Raw genomic sequence first — 18,740 nt, forward strand, 5'->3', positions numbered from 1 at the left:
TGTAACTTTGGTTGTTGGAATAATGAACCGGACAAAGGTGGAAAAATCTTCCGAAAGTTGGTAGTCCGGCCCTTGTTCAAGCCTGTTCAAGTTGATTCACGCTGATTGCCAATGACTACCGAAGACGATAATTTACAGCAGTGCCGCCTGCTGATCGAAGAAAAAGTGGGTTGGGGCGACAGCAGCCAGTGGCAAAACCAGGATTTTGAAGCCCTGAGCGAACGCATTGCAGCCGAAACCGGCATCACCCTCAGTGTCAGCACCCTGAAACGCATCTGGGGCAAGGTTCGCTACGACAGTGCGCCAACCGCCACAACGCTTAATACGCTCGCGCAGTTTGTGGGCTACGACAACTGGCGGGAATTCCGGAAGCAGCCGGTTCTTACCGCTGAAGAAACCGCTCCGTCCCTTCCGGTTCAAAGCGCTCCCGTTCCGGTTTCCCGCCCTTCCGCGATCCGCTGGCCGTGGGTCGTTGGCGTGTTCGTGGTGCTGGGATTGGTCGGCATCTGGGCATTTCAGAAGCGGGCAAAACCGTTATACATTGGCGAAGTGACCTTCAGCAGTCGCCCGGTCGCCAAAGGACTTCCGAACACGGTTTTGTTCCAATACGACGCCACGGACTCCAACGCCGACAGTGTTTTTATCCAGCAAAGCTGGAATCCGAAACTGCGTTTTCGGGTCGATAAAGACGGACACCAATACGCCAGCACCTATTTTTACCCCGGTTATTTCCGCGCCAAGCTCGTGTTGAACGACTCCATCGTGAAAGAACACGATTTGTACATCAAAACCGACGGCTGGCTCGGCACCATCAACCGTGATTCGATTCCGGTGTATTTCCCGGACAAACAAATCCGGCGGAATGGCACCATTGAGCTGACCGAAACCGATCTAACTGAACAAGGTATCGATTTTCAGAAAAGCGTTCCGAACACCAGCCTGCATTATGTGCAACCCCTGGGCGAATTGTCCGGCAGTACGTTCGGATTTGAAACGGAAGTAAAAAGTACGTTCAACCGCTTCGATGCCGTTTGCCAGCATGTGGGCATTATGATGCTCTGTTCCAAAGGCATGCACTTTCTACAGTTGTCCCGAAAAGGCTGTGTTGGTGAATTGAATCTGTCGTTTAACGGAACTCACATTTCGGGAAAAACCAAAGACCTCTCCGGTTTTGGCGTCGACTTTTCCGATTGGGTAACCATTCGCTGCGAGGTAAAAGACAAACTGGCAAAGGTCTTTGTGAACGAAAAACTCGCTTACGAAGGCCGGTTCCAGGAAGATGCGGGCAAGATTGTCGGACTACGCTATTATTTTCAGGGCACCGGCGCGGTGAAATCGGCCCGGTTTTACGATCATCAAATCAATGCGGTTTTACTGTAACCCGAGGCTCTGTCGCAATTGCCGAATGTAACCTGCCGATTTTAATAACCGGCTTCCGTACCAGCTAAAAATTTCCCCATCGACCAGCACTATCTTCGAGCTTGGGCAAACTTCCTGTAGTTCGGTGGTGTGTTTTTCCGAAAATGGATACGGTTCCGACGATAGAAAAATCAGATCGGGTTGGGCGGTTTTCAGATCGCTTTCGGTCACTTCGGGGTAGCGTGTTAAGCCCCCAAATGCATTCTGAAAACCGGCCAGTTCCAGCATCGAATGAATAAAAGTCTGGTTGGCCGCGACCATGTACGGTTTTCGCCAGATGAAATACGCGACGGAAGGGCCAAAAACTGCTACAGATTTGAAATTGTAAAAAGTGTCTTCGATTTGCTTTGCCAATTCCTCCCCTTTCCGGCCTCTTCCGACGAGTTCACTAACCTCCCGAATCATCGCCAGCGCATCCGGGACAGTATTGACGTCCGTGACATGAACAGGATAATGACGTTGCAATTCTTCGATTTGTTCGCGGGTATTTTCTTCTTTGTTGGCCAAAATAAAGTCCGGTTTCAGGTCGTGAATTTGGTCAAGATGCAGTGTTTTTGTGCCACCAACCTTGAACTTATCTTTCACCTTGTCCGCCGGATGAATGCAGAATTTGGTAATCCCCACAATTGCCTGATCAAGCCCCAGATCATAGAGCAGTTCGGTTTGGGAAGGAACGACGGAAATGATGCGTTGGGGCTGCATTCTTTTGTAGCTTTGGGTAACAAATATCGATAATCCATGACTGGCAATCCCGAAACTATTTATGATCCGGAATATATCAAATCCCTGTTCGATAAAATGTCCAAAACGTATGGAACTGCCAATTATATTTCGTCATTCGGGTTTACGGAACGGTGGCGGGCAGCCTGTCTTAAAAATCTGCCTTCGATTGCCCCCAACTCCGTCGGTTATGACTTAATGACCGGAATGGGCGAAGCCTGGGGTCATATTCTTCCCAAACTGAATGCAGAAGGAACGCTGATTGCCGTTGACATTTCGCCCGTTATGATGCAAAAAGCCGCACTTCACCGCGAGAAAGTCAGAAACCGGGCGGTCGAATTGGTCCAGTGTGACGTTCTGAACAACCATTTTGAGTCGAACTCCGCCGATTTTGTTATCTCTACCTTCGGTCTGAAAACCTTTAATGATTTCCAAACATGGGCGCTTGCCCGTGAAGTTAACCGGCTTTTAAAACCCGGCGGTTCCTTTTCATTTGTAGAAATATCAGCCCCCAAAGGCTGGATCCTGCACGGTTTATACCTCTTCTACCTGAAAAAAATCATTCCATTAATTGGCAAATTATTTCTGAATAGTGCGGACGAATACCGCATGTTGGGTGTCTATTGTCAAAAATTTGAAAACTGTCAAAAATTCGCAACGTACCTGATGAATGAAGGGCTTGAGGTGACCTATCAATCGTATTTTTTTGGCTGTGCAACGGGCGTAGTGGGTCGGAAAACGAAACGGTAAATTCTGGCGTTTCTCCGCTTGCGTCATTCCCTTTGTTTCATCCTTCATCCGAATTGCCACAAGCTCAATTTATCTTTTTAAACCCACTGATAATCATTACGTTTATCATACCAATGCGTAAAGATAATCAGCATGAAATCACCCTACAATCTCTTCAAATGGGTCCTGGCCGGGTGCTTGGGCGGATGCGGATTGCCAGCCATCGCCCAGTTTACAGCCTTGCCGTCGTCGTACTACGTAACCCGGGTAAAAGACATTAATCCCGGTTCCGCCAATTCATACGTATCGGGTGATGGAACCACCGCTGTCGAAATGAATGGCACGGTTTATTTTGCCGCCAACACGGCGGCTAATGGAACTGAACTCTGGAAAACAACCGGCACGGAAGCCAGCACGGTTTTACTAAAAAATATCAACCCGGCCGGATCGTCCAATCCGGACTGGCTCACGGAAGTCAACGGTACGCTCTATTTTGTCGCCACCGGCAGTTCGGGCCGGGCGTTGTATAAATCGGACGGGACGGCGGCCGGAACGGTTTTGGTCAAAGACATTCTTCCGGGCGGAGACGCCAATCCGCGCGGCCTTACGAATGTAAACGGAACACTTTTTTTCGTGGCTACCGGCGCAACAACCGGCGAGGAACTCTGGAAGTCGGACGGAACCGTGGGCGGTACGGTTCTGGTCAAAGACATCAATCCAAGCGGCAATTCGGTTCCGAATTACATGCGAAAAATGGCGGTTCTGGGAAGCACTGCTTACTTTGTGGCCGATGACGGTGTCAATGGCGAGGAACTCTGGAAGTCGGACGGAACGGACGCCGGTACGGTTTTGGTCAAAAATATTCATCCGGCCGGTTCGAGCAATCTGTTCGAAATGGTGGTGATGAACGGAATGCTCTACATGACCGCCAACGATGGCACGAATGGGACGGAACTCTGGCAATCGGACGGAACGCTGGCCGGAACGGTAATGGTCAAAAATCTGGCAGCCGGTAGCAGCAGTGGTCAGCCGCAGGATTTGGAAGTGGTGAACGGAACGCTTTTTTTCCGGGCAACGGTCAATGGCGACACCGAACTCTGGAAATCGGACGGCACTTCGGGCGGTACGGTTTTGGTCAAAAACATCAATGCCGGGGGCGCGTCGTTTCCCTCCTATCTGACGCGCGTCAACAACACCCTCTATTTCACGGCCAACGACGGTATCAAGGGCACCGAACTCTGGAAATCAGACGGAACACCAGCCGGAACCGTTCAGGTAGTCGACCTTGTATTGGGGGCTGGCTCGACCCCATTTTCCAGCCTGCGTTCGGTCAACAACCGACTGTTTTTTCACTACCTGGAGCCGTGGAAATCAACCGGAACCGTCGTCGGCACTGCGATGCTCGACGACATCCACCCGACCGGCAATTCGGCTTCCACCGGTTTTATGGCGTTGAGCAGCACGACGGTTTTGTTCTGGGCCACCGACGGAACGTCCGGCATGGAATTGTACAAATACGCCCAATGTTACATTTGTCCGGCAGGCCGGGTGGCGGCTTCGTCAGAGGAAATTGCTCCGACCGCGCTCCAGTTGACTTTGCTGCCCAATCCGGCACAAAACGCGCTCACAGTCGATATTCGCGGAGCCGCCCATCAGCCAATCCAGCTTCAATTGGTGACTGTGAAAGGTGAACTGATTGAAACCCGGCAGATTGCCCAGCCCCGCGCCGTCGAGCGTCAGACGTTCGATGTGAGCCGCCAGCCAGCGGGGATGTTGTTGCTACGCGCCAGGGCGGGGGACCAGGAGCAGACGGTTAAGGTTTTGAAGTCGGATTGACGGGTATATCCGCCCCACCGGCCTTCTTAAAGATGCTGATAGATCTTGCCGAATGCCTATATTTGTCCAGCGAATCGAAGGTAAACAACAACATGCGTATTCAATCGGGCAATACCCCGTCGCCGTCCTCGGCGCTGACGGAATTAGGGCGGATCGCCGTGGGCGAGAAAGTGGAGCGGTCGGGGCAGGTGGTTCCGAGCAGCATCGACAGTTTTCGCATTCGCGGGGATCATGCCGAAGCCGTCCACAAAGTCTACGGCGAAACCATCACCGAATTGCCCATCCTGTTTTATTCCGATCAGGAAGAAATCGTCTGCAATGAGCGACTCGAAATCCGCACCGCCGACGGCAAGCTCTTTGGTTATGGCGACAATCACACCTTCCACATCTGGAACGACGAGCTAAAAAAATACGCCGTCACGACCGTCGAAAAACGCCCGCAAATTCAGGAGGAAACCGTCGCTTTTTTACAGAAAAACCTCCATCCCGGCAAAGCGAAACTGATCAAGTGGTTGCCGGTTTTGACGTTGCGGTTTGTCATTCGCGACATTCCGCTGCTGGGTTACTGGCAGTTCAGCACCCGCGCCGTCCAGACCACCATTCCGAACCTGCGCAACAAGTTCGATGAATACAAAAAACTCTTCGGCAGCGTGCAGTATTTGCCGTTTTTGCTGAAAGTCAAAAAGGTGAAGTCCAACAAACCGGGCATGGTGTATCAGTACCCGATTGTCGATCTGGTGCCGCAGTTTTCGTTCGAAACCGCCCACCGCCTGGCCCGTCACCTCCGCGAAAATCCGCAGGCCGATGTGAGTCACTGGCTGAGCGAAAATGGCGACAAACCGGAGCAATTGCCGACATCGTTGGAGTGATTGACATTTCACACAATCAACTTATACCCCACCCCTCTTACATTCACAATCTGCACCTGCGGATCATCTTTAAGGTAACGACGAAGTCGCGTAATGAACACGTCCAGGCTCCGTCCGTTGAAAAAACTGTCGTCTCCCCACAAATCCAGCAACACGACGGAGCGTTCCAGCACCTGATTCCGCTGTTCGTAGAGCCGCTTCAGTAGTTCGGCTTCGCGGTGTGACATCGGCGTTTCTTTTCCGTTGAACGCCAGTTTCTGTTTGGGATAATCGAAATGGTAATGCCCAATCGGCAAACGATCCGGCGTGGTCGGGCGAATGGCCTGGTTCCGGTTCAGCAGGGCCTGAATGCGGACAATCAATTCATCGATGCTGAACGGTTTTTTCAGGTAGTCATTCCCGCCCAACTCAAAACCCCGGACCACATCGGCGGTTTGGGAACGGGCCGTCAGGAAGATGATCGGAACGTACGGGTCGGTTTGCCGAATACGGGCGGCCAGCGAAAAACCGTCGAGTTTGGGCATCATCACATCCGCCACCACCACGTCGGGGGCGTGGGCGACAAACAACGCATAGCCTTCCTCGCCGTCAGCGGCAAACAAAACCGCAAACCCGCGAACCTCCAGGCTGTCCCGGACAATCAGGCCCAACGAAAGCTCATCTTCAATCAATAATACGGTTGCCATCGTTTTTGGTTATTACACAGAGTCGATCGGAGAAAATCAGAGGGTATCAGGGGTGTTTTTTTAACTTTTTCTCTGATGCCCTCCGATTAACTCTGTGTAACAACTCCTTTAATTCGGTATCCAGATTACAAACACACTCCCCCGCCCCGGTTCGCTCGAAACTTCGATGCGACCACCATGCTTCTCGACGACCTGCCGGACGTACGATAGCCCCAGCCCGAAGCCTTTTACCGGATGAAGGTTCCCCGTCGGAACCCGAAAAAACCGGTCGAAAATCACCTCGTGATACACTTTCGGAATGCCGTTGCCGTTGTCTTCCACCGTCAGCCGCCAGCCCGATTCGTCGGCCCGGCTGTTGATCAGGATTTGAACCGACTCCTGCGAATACTTGATGGCGTTATCAATCAGGTTGTTGATGGCGTTGCCCAGGTGCAGCCGGTCGGCCTGAACCTGGGCATTTTCCGGAACGGTTTCTACTTCAATGGCCACGAGTTTAACCGGTGCGCCCGCTGAGGCTTTCAACTGATGATTTCCGACCACCTCCTGAATCAGTTCGGAAGGCTTGAGCCACTCGCGGTTCAGTTCCAGTTCCTTTTTTTCGTCGACCGCCATGTTCAGCACCTTCTCCACCAGATCAGACAGCCGTTGCAGTTCATTTTTTGAAATGTTCAAATACGTGTGGGTTTTCTGTGCGTCATTCAGCGCCCCGAAATGCTGCATGGCTTCCACAGCCGCCGAAACCGTCGCAATTGGCGTTTTCAGTTCGTGCGTCATGTTGTTGATGAAATCGTTCTTGATTTCCGACAGCTTTTTCTGTTTCAGAATCGTCGACAGCATATACAGAAAACACCAGGTCGTCAGGGCCATCAACAGCGTCGAACCCGCCAGCAGCCAGTCCATCTTCCGCAGAATGTACCCCGTGGGACTCTCAAAAGACGCTTGCAGAAACTGGTTCTTTACCGGATTGATGGGCATCGGCGGAGTTTTGATGGGCGTACCGGTACGCATCGGGTTGTCCAACTGCTGACGGAATATATCCGGATTTAACTGAATCGTGTCCAGTTGATAAGTGGCCTCGACATCGCGCAGGCGCAATTCCGCCTGATAGGTCGAATCGAATTTTTTCAGGTTGAATTGATGGTCGCCCGCCCAGTTCAAAATCAGCATTTTAGTAATTTTCCGGGCCATTGTATCGATAAAAATACGGTCTTTCGACGAACGAGATTGCCGTTTAATCCGGTAATTCATCACCTGGACTCTTACCGGCTGCGAATCGGTGACGGTGACAAAAGCACTGTCAGTGCGCCGGTCAAATGCCATGCGACTTTCCGGGAGATCCTCTTCCGATTCCATCGGGCGAAAATGAAACCGCCGACGTGGTTCGTCGGAACGGATTTCGCCCCGAACCAGTTGATGGGCGTCGTTGAACTGCTGCTTTTCAACCGCCGAAATGAACGCACCCCGCACCGTCCGCCGAAACTGCTGCTCGTGCAATTGATAGCTGGTGTAGAGCCAGTAGCCCTGAAAACCAAGGACGCCCAGAATACAAACCGTCATCAGAACAAAAATCGACCGGATGCGCTGTTTCATCATGTACAAAAATACCCGCTTTTTCATCGGCTTTCCAATGATGTTAACACTGTTTAACACTAAATAACAGTGCTTTACATCCAATCGCCCCATCTTTGTTCCACCATTTTCCAGTCATCATTTCACTCCTTCATAGTCATGAAACAATTCAGAATCGTAACCGCTGCCCTCATCGGCCTTCATTTGGCGACCCAACTGGCCAACGCCCAGCCTACAGCCGGCAAGATTTCGTATGAAGTCATGCAAAAAATCGACTTTTCCCAAATCAAAATGGTAATCAACGGCCAGGAAGTACGGCCGGATGGTGCCGATGCCCCCGCAGGTATGCCCGAAACGCGGTCTTTTGTTCAGCATTTTATTTTCTCAGGGACCCACGGCAAGGAAGAACAGGACCGCAACAGCGGTGGCGGGATCATGGTCCGGCAGGTAATACAGGATGGTGGTGGCGGACCAGGCCCCGGACCCGGTGGCCCTGAAGGACGCGGAAATCGCAATTTCAATGGCCGCCCCTTCGAGCGTGCCGTGTATTACGATCTGGCAGCCCAGAAAACCGTCGAGGTGTTGGCGATCAAAAAAGATTCGGTCACCCGTTTCTACCAAACCGAAATTCCACAGAAACGGGTGACGGGCTGGCAGGAAACCGACAAAACGAAGAAAATTGCGGGCTATCTCTGCAAGAAAGCAACGGTTCCCTTCAAGAACATGTCTTATACCGTCTGGTATACCACGGAATTGCCGTTTACTTACTCCCCCATCAGCAGCCTGACGCCCGAAAAAGGCGTGGTTTTGCAAATCGAGAGTGACAACGAAGCCTTTAAAGCGACCAAAATTGCCGCCCAGGATGTGAAGGAAAGTGACGTTATGCTACCCCAAACCGCCCAGGTAGTAACACCCGAAGAGCTGAACACCATCCGGCAAAAAGCCATGGCCGACATGCGCCAGCAAATGATGAATACTTTTCAAAATCGGAACTGACCAACTACCATGCGCTCACTTCTCCCTGTCTTCTTTCTTTTAATCAGTCTGACGACGGCGGTCGCCCAGTCGCAGCTCCGGGGTGCGGTGGTCGACTCTACCACGCGAAAACCGCTGATGGAAGCGACGGTTTCCCTGCTGTCGGTGCGTGATTCGTCGGTCGTCACCTTCATGATTACCAACGGAGACGGGGAATTTACGTTCAAAAATGTGGCGGTGGGGACCTATCGGCTGCTGATTACGTATGTTGGGTACCGGAACAAATCAAAGCGGATTGCCATTACCGCCGACAAACCGGTGACCGACGCCGGAACACTTGAAATGACTACCCAGGCGGTCAACCTCAACGAAGTAGTGGTAAAACAGGAAGGGCCGCCGATTGTCATCAAACAGGATACGGTCGAGTTTAACGCCGGAGCGTTTAAAACCCAGCCCAATGCAATGGTGGAGAATATGTTGAAGAAACTGCCGGGCGTGGAAGTGGATCGCGACGGAACCATCAAGGCGCAGGGTCAGGAGGTAAAAAGGGTGTTGGTCGATGGAAAACCGTTCTTTGGCGATGACCCAAAAATGGCCACCCGCAACCTCCCTGCCGACATCATCGACAAAGTCCAGATGTACGATCAGCAGTCCGATCAGTCGCAATTTTCGGGAATTGACGACGGTGACCGAAACAAAACCATCAATCTGGTAACCAAAAAAGACAAGCGGAAGGGTTATTTCGGCCAGCAATCCATCGGTGCCGGACCGAACGAGACGAACGACGACGTCCGCTACGCGGCCCGGCTGAACCTGAACCGGTTCAACGGCAACCAGCAGATTTCACTGATCGGGCAAGCGAATAACATCAACCAGCAGGGCTTCACCGGGCAGAATATGTTTGGCGGGGGCGCCGGACTGGGTGCCAATTTTGGCGGTGGGGGCCTGATTGTGGCGAGTGGCCGGGGTGGCGGAGGGGGCAATGGCGGAAATACCAACGCGATCACCCGGACGCTGGCGGGTGGTTTAAACTACCGTGACCAATGGAGCAAGAAAGTGGATGTGGCCGGGAGTTATTTTCTGAACGACCTCAATACCGTAACCGATCAGCAAAGCCGCCGACAGTATGCGCTGCCCGACACTTCCTACCAGGTCAACCAGAACAGTACATCGCGTAATCAGGTCACCAGCCACCGGTTCAACCTGCGATTCAATTACCAGATCGATTCGTTGACGACGCTGCGAATCACCCCCGGCTTTACCCTACAAAATTCTGAATACCAGAGCATTAATCAATCGCAAACGCTGACCAATGACGCGATTTCCAGCGTCGAACAACTGGATTCAACGAACCTGATCAACACCAGCAACACGAATTACAATTCGACCGGAAACGGGATTTCGGGAAATAATAACGCGCTCCTGATGCGGAAGTTCAAACGCAAAGGACGGACGTTATCCCTGAACTGGAACATTGCCGTCAACAACCAGAATACCGATGGCATCAACCAATCCCTCAACCAGTTTTTCGGGCAAACCGGCGGCCGGAATAACCAGAACATCGATCAACGGAATGAACAAACCAGCAAGTCGGTGACCAACTCGATTAACCTGACGTATACCGAACCGCTTTCGCTCAGCAAAACGCTGGAGTTTCATTACAATTATTCCAACAACCGTAATACCTCCAACCGAACGGTAAACGACTACGATGAAGGGACCAAAGACTACACGGAATTTAACCCATCGTTGAGCAATAACTTTGTGAATAACTACATGACAAACCGGGTCGGTTCTACGCTGCAAAACAAACGGCTGAAGTACACCTACGCGCTGGGTTTTGACATGCAACAGGCTAATCTCCACAGCGATAACCAGACAAGAGACGTCAGTCTGAACAAAAGCTTTACCAACGTGCTGCCGAATGCGATGTTTACGTATAACTTCAGTAAAAACCGGACGCTGCGGTTCAATTACCGGAGTCGCACCAACGCTCCTTCCGTGTCGCAGTTGCAGCCCGTGGCCGACAACACCAATCCGCTGAACATCCGGCTGGGGAATCCGGATCTGAAACAGGAGTTTAGCAACACCGTTTCGCTGAACTACAACAATTTTCAGCAAACGACCTTCCGCAGCGTGTTCGCCATGCTGAATGCGACCCAAACCAACAACAAAATCGTGAATGCCACGACATTTACCAACCAGGGCGCGCAAACGACGCAACCTGTTAACACCAACGGTTATTACAACGTGATGGCATTCCTGGCCATCGGTCGGCGCATCCAGCCCCTCAAAGCCAATGTGAATCTGACGAGCAACATCAACTTCAACCGGGGCGTCAGTCTGGTCAATAGCCAGACCAACCGGTCGCAAAACTGGACGTTCAGTCAGAGCGCCCGCATCAACTCGAATTTCGATGAAAAGCTCGAATTCGGGCTAAGCGGCAACCTCAGTTACCAGACGGCTTTATATTCCCTGCAAACGAACCAGAATACCGAGTATTTTAACAAATCGCTCAGTGGTGATCTGTATTACCAACTGCCTTTCCGGCTGGTTGTTACGACGGATGTTACGTACAATAACTACTCGGGAAAATCGGCCGGATCGGTTCAGAATTTTACGCTCTGGAACGTGGCCTTAACCCGCCAATTTTTCAAAAACCGACAGGGGGAATTAAAATTACAGGTATACGATTTATTGAATCAGAACCGCAGCATCAGCCGGAATGTGACGGAAACGTACACCGAAGAAACGCAAAGCCGGGTGCTGAACCGGTATTTTATGCTCAGCTTTACGTACAACCTGCGGAGATTTGGCAGCGGCCCCCAGCCCCGAACCGACCGGCAAAACCGGGATCAGAGTTTCCCGCAACGGGGGATGCAACGACCGGGGCGAATGAATTAATTTGGATTTCGCATTCCCCGGATGACGAATTACCGACATTCCAAATTTCCCGTTTTTGTATTACCAATACTCCACATTCCCCGCATTGCATCCGGGGCTAAGCTATTTCAGCCTTTCAGGCTGATTAGGGGTATTCATTCGGTTGATTGAAATGTAGTAAAAATGTCCCGCTCCCGGCTTTGTAGCATGGGGTGGGATTTAGGCATTTCCGCAGAATCAGGGTTATTGAATAGCAAAACCCTTGATTCTGTGTTATTTTAGCGTATAGGACAACAGGTTGATCTGTTAATTCAGCCCGCCTAAAAACCGTATGATGGTAATTCGTGTGGTAGTCTCTTTCGTATGAAAACGATTCACTTCTTTCTGTTTGTTGCGGTACTGGGTCTGGTGGGCTGTCAATCCGCTCAACTGCCCGAAGCGGTGGCGTTGGCATTGGAAAAAACGCCTGAAACGGTGGACTACAACCTGCACGTCAAACCCATCATTTCGGACCGGTGTTTCAAATGCCACGGCCCCGACAAGGCCAAAATCGAAGCGGATTTGCAGTTGGCAAACTTTGAAGGGGCCACGCAGGAAAACAAGGAAGGACGCCGGGCGATTGTGCCGGGTGACGCCGGAAAAAGTGAGTTGGTGAAGCGGATTCTGAGCCACGATCCGGAAGAAGTGATGCCCACGCCCCAGTCGAACCTGACGCTGACGGCGGAGGAAAAAGCCGTGTTGATCAAGTGGATCGAACAGGGCGCGGAATACAAGGAACACTGGTCGTTGACGAAAATCGAAAAACCGGCGGTCCCAAAAGTAGGGCAAAGTTTTCTGTCTCGCTGGGGCATTACCTCCGACGAAGAAACCGCCTGGGTTCGCAATGAAATCGATCGGTTTACGCTGGCAACAATGAAGGAGCTGGGCTTAAAACCGTCGCCCAAAGCCGAAAAAGCAACCCTGCTCCGGCGCGTATATATGGATTTGACGGGCCTCCCGCCCACACCCGCCGTGGTTGAAGCATTCCAAAACAATACCGCCCCTAACGCCTATGAACAGGTGGTGGACATGCTACTGGCATCTCCGCAGTATGGTGAACAACAAGCGGTTAGCTGGCTGGATCTGGCCCGGTTTGCCGACTCGCAGGGGTATCAGGACGACCCCATGCGGAACGCGTATCCCTACCGTGACTGGGTCATCCAATCGTTCAACCAGAACAAACCCTTCGACCAGTTTGTGAAAGAACAGCTTGCGGGGGATCTCATGCCCAAATCGGCCAATCCGACGACACAACGCGAGCGGGAACTGGCCACCGCTTTCAACCGCTTGCATTCGCAAAGTGGTGAAAACGGCATTGTGCCCGAAGAATACCGCATCGAATACGTGGCCGACCGCGCCAACACTTTTGGCAAAGCTTTTCTGGGCCTGACGATGGAGTGTGCTCGTTGCCACGACCACAAATACGATCCGATCAGCCAGAAAGACTATTATTCGCTATTTGCGTTTTTCAACCAGAACAAAGAAACCGGCCAAATTACGCACAACGGCGAAGCCTGCCCGACGGTGATGCTCCCGTCTCCGCAGGTCGATCAAACGCTGAAGTTCATCCGAACCAAAATCCAGCGACTGGAAACCCGCCTGCAACCGCAGCTTTACGAAAAAGCATTTGCCAACTGGGCCGTGAATCCGGTGCTTACCTCCACGCTCAACCGCGGTTTGCTGGTGCATTTGCCGCTGGATGCCGAGGTGAACGGCACCTACGAAAACCGGGCCGACCCTTCTTTTGTCGCTTTCTTAAGCGGTGATAAGGAGCGAAAACCGTTGCCAACCGCCGGAAAAGTCGGTCAGGCGATGGCGTTGCGGGGTGAATGCGGGATTGGCATTCTGTCGGAGACGATTGACCGTGTGAACGGAAAAATCGTGGAATCGCCGAAGCGGTTTGGCAAGGGACTCAATTTTGAACGGAATCAGGAATTTTCAGTCAGCATCTGGGTCAATCCGGCCGAAAAAGGCGTTGAAGGGGCGATTTTCCGCCGGACTAACTACGCCAATGAAGGTTATCGCGGTTATTCGGTCAAACTGAATCCGGACCAAACGCTGACGGTTTTGCTGAGTTACGTCTGGCCCGCCAATTGCATTGAACTGAAGACTGTCGATAAACTCCTGCTCCACCGCTGGCAAAATCTGACGCTCACGTATGACGGCGGAGCCAAAGCCGCCGGTGTGCGGTTTTTTGTGGATGGCAAACCCGCCCGCATGAATGTCGTTACCGATAACCTGACCAAAGGTCTGTTGCACGGGGAATTCAACTCCAACAAGCAGGGCAAATTTTTCGGGTTTGAACTTGGTCACGACTCCCAGGAAAAGACACTCCACGGGGTTGCCGTCGACGAACTCCGGATTTACAACCGGCGGCTTTCAGCCCTGGAAGTTGAGTCGCTGGCGGGTGGTTCCAATTCCGTAGCCGATCTGGTGCGCATCCCTGAAAGCCAGCGAACAGCCCGGCAACGGCAGCATCTGCTCGAACATTATCTGCTCACGGCCGATTCAACCTTCGCTCAGACGAACCGGCAACTGTCGGTCGTGCGCGGGCAGGAAGTGGCGGTTTTGTCCGACATTCCCGAAGTCATGGTGATGCAGGAATTGCCCGCCAGTCAGCAGCGGAAGAGTTTCATCCTGAACCGGGGCGTCTACGATGCGCCCGGTGCAGCCGTGTCTTCCCAGACGCCACTTCGCCTGGGGAAACTGCCCGCCGACTATCCGCAAAACCGTCTGGGCCTGGCGCAATGGTTGCTGGCGGACGATCATCCGTTGTTCGCCCGCGTGATGGTCAACCGGCTCTGGCAGAATTACTTCGGCAACGGCATTGTCAAAACGCAGGAAGATTTTGGTAGCCAGGGCGATTTGCCATCGCACCCCGAATTGCTGGACTGGCTGGCGGTTCAGTTCCGGGAGGAAGGCTGGGATACGAAGCGGTTTATCAAACGAATGGTGTTGTCGGCCACCTACCAGCAATCGTCCAAAGCCACGCCGGAAGAAATTGAACGCGATCCCGACAACAAGTGGCTGGCCCGGGGCAGCAGCTACCGGCTTTCTGCCGAACAGGTGCGCGACAATGCACTGGCGGCCAGTGGTTTGTTGGTTCGAAAAATTGGCGGACCGAGCGTATACCCGTATCAGCCTGCCGGTATCTGGGAAGCCCTGGCGACCCGCAATACGATCAGCTACCGCCAGCAACACGGCGACAGTTTATACCGGCGCAGCATGTATACGATCTGGAAACGGACCAGTCCCCCGCCGATGATGCTCAATTTTGACTCGCCCGACCGGAGTTTGTGTACGGTTCGGCGGCAGAAAACCGCCACGCCGTTGCAGGCACTGGTCACGCTCAATGACCCACAATTTGTGGAAGCCGCCCGGGTGCTGGCCCAGCGAACGATGCGGGCCAAACCGTCGGCGGACGAGCGAATCCGGTATTTTTTTCAGGCCATTGTTTCCCGAAACCCGCGTCCCCGCGAGTTGGCCTTGATGAAAGCGCTATACGCTGAAGCCTATCAGGGCTTCGCGAAAGCTCCGCAACGGGCCGAGTCGCTCCTGAAAACCGGTGAATACGAACGTGACCCGACGTTGAAAGGCCCGGAACTGGCGGCTTACACGATGGTTGCCAACACCATTCTGAATTACGACGAAGCGACGATCAAACGATAAAGTGCCATGACCAACGAATTGCAAGACCGCATCCACGATGAGATGAGCCGCCGGACGTTTCTGCAAAGCAGCGGTCTGGGTCTCGGCGCGGCCGCACTTTCTTCCCTGTTGCCCCAAAATGCCGTAGCCCGTTCGGGTTCCGGTCTGGATTTACCCAATTTTCCGGCCAAAATCAAACGGGTGATTTACCTGCTGCAAAGCGGGGCACCGTCGCAATTGGAAACCTTCGATTACAAACCGAAACTCGAACAGATGTGGGGGCAAAACCTGCCCGAATCGGTGCGGCAGGGCCAACGGCTCACGGGCATGTCGGCGGGCCAAAGTTCGTTTCCGCTGGCGGCATCGGTGTATAAATTTGCACAATACGGGAAAAGCCGGGCCTGGGTCAGTGAACTGCTGCCGCACCACAGTACGATGGTGGACGACCTGTGTTTCATCAAATCCATGCATACCGAACACATCAACCACGACCCCGCCGTGACCTTTATCCAGACGGGCAACCAGATCGGCGGACGGCCGTCGATGGGTTCGTGGGTGAGTTACGGACTCGGTTCAGAAAACAAAAACATGCCCGCTTTCGTCGTGCTGCTGTCGCGGGCGCGGAGTGGCGACCAACCGCTTTATGCCAAATTGTGGAGCAACGGTTTTATCCCTTCCACGCACCAGGGAGTGGTATTCCGGTCGGGTCCCGATCCGATTTTTTACCTGAACAATCCGGATGGCGTCGACAAAACCTCCCGGCGGACGATGCTGAACTACCTCGCCAAATTGACGGAGGATCAGTACAAACACGTCCTCGACCCCGAACTCAACAGCCGGATGCAGCAGTACGAAATGGCGTACCGAATGCAAACCTCCGTTCCCGAAACGCTCGATCTTTCCAAAGAACCGGATTACATTTTTGATCTGTACGGCCCCGAAAGCCGAAAACCGGGGACGTATGCGGCCAACTGTCTGCTGGCCCGAAAATTAGCCGAGAAAGATGTACGGTTTATTCAGTTGTATCACCAGGGCTGGGACCAGCACGGGAATTTACCGAAAGACATCAAAATCATGGCCGATTCGGTCGATCAGCCGACGGCCGCGCTGGTGAAGGACCTGAAACAACGGGGCTTGCTGGACGATACACTGGTGATTTTTGGCGGTGAATTTGGCCGAACCAATTATTCGCAGGGCAAGCTCACCAAAGACAATTACGGCCGCGACCACCACCCGCGCTGCTTCACCGTCTGGATGACCGGGGGCGGTATAAAAAAAGGAATGACGTACGGACAGACCGACGATTTCAGTTACAACATTGTGAAAGAGCCGGTCCACGTCCACGACTTGCAGGCCACGATTCTGCACCTGCTGGGCCTTGACCACGAAAAACTGGTATACAAATTCCAGGGGCGTCGCTACCGCCTGACCGATGTGGCCGGGAAAGTGGTCAAGCCGATTCTGGCCTAGACCGTTCATCTGCTTCCAAACAAACAAAAACGGACAACCGATCAGATCCGGTTGTCCGTATACAATTATCCCCACAGAATCAACTAAACTTAAGGCAGCAACACCCGGTCGATTACGTGAACCACGCCGTTGGTAGCCACATTGTCAGCAGAAACCACGTTCGAAGCCTGATTGGCGTTTCCAGTTCCCAGAAAACTCACTCCGGAAGAGGTTACGTTGCTTCGAACGGTGGTTCCCTGTGCCGTCGTCACGGCGGCTCCATCGGTTAGGTTAGTTGAAAAGGCCCGGGCGGCAATAACGTGATAGGTCAATATGTTGGTCAGCGTGGCAACCGGCGCAGCATTGATGGCAGCCGCATCCGCAAAACCGGCCGCCTGGAAAGCGGCATTGGTCGGAGCCAGCACCGTCAGCGGCCCCGCAGCCGTCAGGGCATTCAGAACCGGCGCACCTCCGCGAGTGACCGCAGCCACCAGCAAACTCAGGTTCGGATTCCCCTGCGCCAGTTGCACAATGTTCTGGGTGGGCGGCATCAGAACTTTATTGATGACGTGAATGACACCATTGGACGCGGAAACGTCGGCCTGCGTCACCCGTGCGCCATTGACGGAAACGCCCGAAGCGGTTTTGGTAATGTATACATTGCTGTTGCCCAGCGTCTGCACCGCCGTGTTGGCCGCTGTCGGAATATCAGCCGCAGCCGTCCGCTGTCCGATGACGTGGTATTGTAGAACCGCCTGAAGGGTTGCCACCGGCGCAGCATTGATCGCGGCTACATCCGCAAAACCAGCCGCCTGAAAAGCCGCATCCGTCGGCGCAAATACCGTCAGCGATCCCGTTCTCAGTGCTTCGGCCAGCCCGGCGCGCACGACGGCGGCTTCCAGCAGGGAAAAATCAGCCGTGTTGACAACGATATCAGTGATGGTCTGGGGAGCCGGTGTTTCGTCGTCGTCGTCCTTGTTGCAGGACGTCATTGAAAGTAACGTTGAACTTACCAACAGGGCTACCACAAACTTCAGGCGGGTGAATTTTCGAAAAATGGATGGATTACGTTTCATAAACAGTTTAAAAGTTGTGTGTTGAAAAATTCCGCAATCGACTTTTGGAGGTGTTTGGATTGCTTTCGAACCATAGTGCGGAGGCAAGTAGCTTTCTCACAAAACTTTTAGATTTTTTTTGAAAAATTTTCGTTCTGCCTTCAGCGTGGGACTTCCGCAGCCAACATTTTAGTTCATCAATCCGTTACAACCCGTAATCAATTCCCTGCAAACCGTTCTGCCGTATGCCCAGTCCTGTACCGGAAATTACACCATCGCTTTGGGAGGGTCTTCGCAACCGCGATGATTCCAGCCTGAGCGAGCTGTACCGGTTGACTTACAACGACTTACTGAATTTTGGCATCTACTTTGGTTTCACAGCCACCGAGGCCAAAGATGCCATCAACCAGGTGTATCTGGAATTGTGGGAACGCGGGGAGAAACTGCCGGTGGTGGGCAACATCCGGTCGTACCTCATCACGGCCCTGCGTCGGAAGCTGTTGAAAGATTTTAACCGGGAAAATCATTTTACGGAGCTGACCGGACGCGAACCCGGCTACGAACCACCTTATGAAGAGGTCATCGTGCAGGCGCAGGAACAGCAGCATCTTCAGGACACGCTCCAGCAGGCACTCAGTCAATTGACACCCCGGCAGCGGCAACTCATCGAACTGCGGTTTTTCCGAAATCAGGGAAATGAGGAAATTGCCGAAGCCACCGGCATGCACATCAATACGGTCTACAACACGCTGTCTTCAGCCCTGAAACTGTTGCGACAGACGCTGAATCGAAAAGAAAAACGGAGTCTGGTACCGCTATGGCTGCTCATTTTTTCCCTGCTGGGTTTGTGAGATTTCGCTACT

The 18,740-nt window shown here is 52.8% G+C and carries 13 protein-coding genes; 9 read left to right on the forward strand and 4 right to left on the reverse strand.

Translation table 11 applies throughout. The features are described from left to right. The first annotated feature begins 111 nt into the window (after positions 1-111). Positions 112-1,380, forward strand: a complete 1,269-nt coding sequence (locus FH871_RS05785; protein WP_138990402.1) for a hypothetical protein — start codon at positions 112-114, stop codon at positions 1,378-1,380. Here FH871_RS05785 and FH871_RS05790 read toward each other — a convergent pair. Then, positions 1,372-2,121, reverse strand: coding sequence for an ABC transporter substrate-binding protein (locus tag FH871_RS05790; protein WP_138990403.1), 750 nt, complete (start codon positions 2,119-2,121; stop codon positions 1,372-1,374). The two genes, FH871_RS05785 and FH871_RS05790, sit on opposite strands and share 9 nt — an antisense overlap. Before the next feature lie 36 nt (positions 2,122-2,157). On the opposite strand from FH871_RS05790, the gene FH871_RS05795 reads away from it, so the two are divergent. The 3 genes from FH871_RS05795 to FH871_RS05805 all read left to right on the forward strand — a co-directional run bounded on the left by FH871_RS05795 (position 2,158) and on the right by FH871_RS05805 (position 5,573). Next, positions 2,158-2,889: a class I SAM-dependent methyltransferase gene (locus tag FH871_RS05795; protein WP_138990404.1), complete on the forward strand. Its 732-nt coding sequence runs from the start codon at positions 2,158-2,160 to the stop codon at positions 2,887-2,889. A 132-nt stretch (positions 2,890-3,021) separates the two neighbouring features. Further along, positions 3,022-4,704: an ELWxxDGT repeat protein gene (locus FH871_RS05800; RefSeq protein WP_138990405.1), complete on the forward strand. Its 1,683-nt coding sequence runs from the start codon at positions 3,022-3,024 to the stop codon at positions 4,702-4,704. Between the two features lie 92 nt (positions 4,705-4,796). Beyond that, complete coding sequence (locus FH871_RS05805; protein ID WP_138990406.1) at positions 4,797-5,573, forward strand: hypothetical protein; 777 nt, start codon at positions 4,797-4,799, stop codon at positions 5,571-5,573. Between the two features lie 8 nt (positions 5,574-5,581). Here the strand turns inward: FH871_RS05805 and FH871_RS05810 are convergent, their stop codons facing one another. Both FH871_RS05810 and FH871_RS05815 read right to left on the reverse strand, forming a co-directional pair. Further along, the gene (locus FH871_RS05810; RefSeq protein WP_138990407.1) at positions 5,582-6,259 is read right to left on the reverse strand and encodes a response regulator transcription factor; all 678 of its coding nucleotides are present in this window, start codon (positions 6,257-6,259) and stop codon (positions 5,582-5,584) included. A 108-nt stretch (positions 6,260-6,367) separates the two neighbouring features. Further along, positions 6,368-7,876, reverse strand: coding sequence for a HAMP domain-containing sensor histidine kinase (locus tag FH871_RS05815; protein ID WP_229317085.1), 1,509 nt, complete (start codon positions 7,874-7,876; stop codon positions 6,368-6,370). Positions 7,877-7,987: 111 nt separating this feature from the next. On the opposite strand from FH871_RS05815, the gene FH871_RS05820 reads away from it, so the two are divergent. The 4 genes from FH871_RS05820 to FH871_RS05835 all read left to right on the forward strand — a co-directional run bounded on the left by FH871_RS05820 (position 7,988) and on the right by FH871_RS05835 (position 16,843). Further along, entirely contained in the window at positions 7,988-8,824 is an 837-nt protein-coding gene (locus FH871_RS05820) for a GLPGLI family protein (RefSeq protein WP_138990408.1), read from the forward strand. Between the two features lie 9 nt (positions 8,825-8,833). Next, positions 8,834-11,707: an outer membrane beta-barrel protein gene (locus FH871_RS05825; RefSeq protein WP_138990409.1), complete on the forward strand. Its 2,874-nt coding sequence runs from the start codon at positions 8,834-8,836 to the stop codon at positions 11,705-11,707. A gap of 342 nt (positions 11,708-12,049) precedes the next feature. Then, positions 12,050-15,394 carry a DUF1553 domain-containing protein gene (locus FH871_RS05830; protein ID WP_138990410.1) on the forward strand — a complete coding sequence of 1,115 codons (3,345 nt, stop codon included), beginning with the start codon at positions 12,050-12,052 and terminating at the stop codon, positions 15,392-15,394. 6 nt (positions 15,395-15,400) lie between these two features. After that, complete coding sequence (locus FH871_RS05835) at positions 15,401-16,843, forward strand: DUF1501 domain-containing protein (protein ID WP_138990411.1); 1,443 nt, start codon at positions 15,401-15,403, stop codon at positions 16,841-16,843. Positions 16,844-16,932: 89 nt separating this feature from the next. On the opposite strand, the gene FH871_RS05840 is transcribed toward FH871_RS05835, so the two are convergent. Further along, a complete protein-coding gene (locus FH871_RS05840; RefSeq protein ID WP_138990412.1) occupies positions 16,933-17,898 on the reverse strand; it encodes a fasciclin domain-containing protein in 966 nt (321 codons plus the stop codon). A 224-nt stretch (positions 17,899-18,122) separates the two neighbouring features. Here FH871_RS05840 and FH871_RS05845 point away from each other — a divergent pair, with 224 nt between their 5' ends. Further along, on the forward strand, positions 18,123-18,728 hold the full coding sequence (locus FH871_RS05845) for an RNA polymerase sigma factor (RefSeq protein WP_138990413.1): 606 nt from the start codon (positions 18,123-18,125) through the stop codon (positions 18,726-18,728). Positions 18,729-18,740 lie beyond the last annotated feature (12 nt).

The organism is Larkinella sp. C7 (genome assembly GCF_006149005.1).
In the GTDB taxonomy this organism is placed as follows: Bacteria; Bacteroidota; Bacteroidia; order Cytophagales; family Spirosomataceae; genus Larkinella.

What these genes read in the sequence shown, in the direction of transcription:
- FH871_RS05785 (WP_138990402.1), top strand. Translation starts at nt 112, where the DNA reads ATGACTACCGAAGACGATAATTTACAGCAGTGCCGCCTGCTGATCGAA.
- FH871_RS05810 (WP_138990407.1), bottom strand. Translation starts at nt 6,259, where the DNA reads ATGGCAACCGTATTATTGATTGAAGATGAGCTTTCGTTGGGCCTGATT.
- FH871_RS05805 (WP_138990406.1), top strand. Translation starts at nt 4,797, where the DNA reads ATGCGTATTCAATCGGGCAATACCCCGTCGCCGTCCTCGGCGCTGACG.
- FH871_RS05795 (WP_138990404.1), top strand. Translation starts at nt 2,158, where the DNA reads ATGACTGGCAATCCCGAAACTATTTATGATCCGGAATATATCAAATCC.
- FH871_RS05820 (WP_138990408.1), top strand. Translation starts at nt 7,988, where the DNA reads ATGAAACAATTCAGAATCGTAACCGCTGCCCTCATCGGCCTTCATTTG.
- FH871_RS05800 (WP_138990405.1), top strand. Translation starts at nt 3,022, where the DNA reads ATGAAATCACCCTACAATCTCTTCAAATGGGTCCTGGCCGGGTGCTTG.
- FH871_RS05835 (WP_138990411.1), top strand. Translation starts at nt 15,401, where the DNA reads ATGACCAACGAATTGCAAGACCGCATCCACGATGAGATGAGCCGCCGG.
- FH871_RS05840 (WP_138990412.1), bottom strand. Translation starts at nt 17,898, where the DNA reads ATGAAACGTAATCCATCCATTTTTCGAAAATTCACCCGCCTGAAGTTT.
- FH871_RS05845 (WP_138990413.1), top strand. Translation starts at nt 18,123, where the DNA reads ATGCCCAGTCCTGTACCGGAAATTACACCATCGCTTTGGGAGGGTCTT.
- FH871_RS05790 (WP_138990403.1), bottom strand. Translation starts at nt 2,121, where the DNA reads ATGCAGCCCCAACGCATCATTTCCGTCGTTCCTTCCCAAACCGAACTG.
- FH871_RS05825 (WP_138990409.1), top strand. Translation starts at nt 8,834, where the DNA reads ATGCGCTCACTTCTCCCTGTCTTCTTTCTTTTAATCAGTCTGACGACG.
- FH871_RS05815 (WP_229317085.1), bottom strand. Translation starts at nt 7,876, where the DNA reads ATGAAAAAGCGGGTATTTTTGTACATGATGAAACAGCGCATCCGGTCG.
- FH871_RS05830 (WP_138990410.1), top strand. Translation starts at nt 12,050, where the DNA reads ATGAAAACGATTCACTTCTTTCTGTTTGTTGCGGTACTGGGTCTGGTG.